Below are 674 nucleotides of genomic sequence, written 5' to 3'. Positions count from 1 at the left end.
TACGCCGACGAGGCCGATTATCTGGTGTTGTTCGCGCGCACCGACCCGCACAAGGATCCGGCGAAGCCGCACCGCGGGATCAGTGCGTTCCTGATCGACAAGGAGCGCGGGGGGTTCCCGGCCGGAGTCAGCGGGACGAAGATCCGCAAGATCGGGTACTTCGGGTGGAGCACCTGGGAGCTGTCGTTCGACAATTTCCGGGTGCCGGCGACCGCGATGCTCGGCGAGGAGGGCAAGGGCTTCTACCTGGCGGTGTCCGGATTGGAGGTGGGGCGGGCGCACACGGCGGCGCGGGCGATCGGGTTGGCGCGGGCGGCGTTGGAGGATTCGATCGCGTATCTGCACACCCGCCGTCAGTTCGGGCGGGAGTTGGCGGATTTTCAGCATCTGCGGTTCAAGGTCGCGAAGATGGCGGCCGATATCGAGGCGGCACGGCAGTTGATGTATGCGGTGGCCACCGATATCGATACCGGTCGGCGGTGTTCGTTGGAGGCGTCGATGTGCAAGTTGGTGGCGACGGAGATGGCGGAGCGGGTGACCAGTGAGGCGGTGCAGATCCACGGCGGCGCCGGGTACACCACCGACTTTCAGGTGGAGCGGCACTGGCGGGATGCCCGGTTGACGAAGATCTTCGAGGGCACCAGCGAGATCCAGATGCGGATCATCTCCGACGA

General features: G+C 65.7%; 1 protein-coding gene. It reads left to right on the top strand.

Annotation, left to right across the window (positions count from 1 at the left end):
* A partial coding sequence (locus MLGJGCBP_RS23695; RefSeq protein ID WP_268960771.1) for an acyl-CoA dehydrogenase family protein occupies positions 1-674 on the top strand: 674 nt, incomplete at both ends.

It is taken from the genome of Rhodococcus sp. T7 (assembly GCF_009872365.1).
Taxonomy (GTDB): domain Bacteria; phylum Actinomycetota; class Actinomycetes; order Mycobacteriales; family Mycobacteriaceae; genus Rhodococcus_F.
Note: the sequence above shows the minus strand (reverse complement) of the source record. Positions and strands in the feature narration are given on the sequence as shown.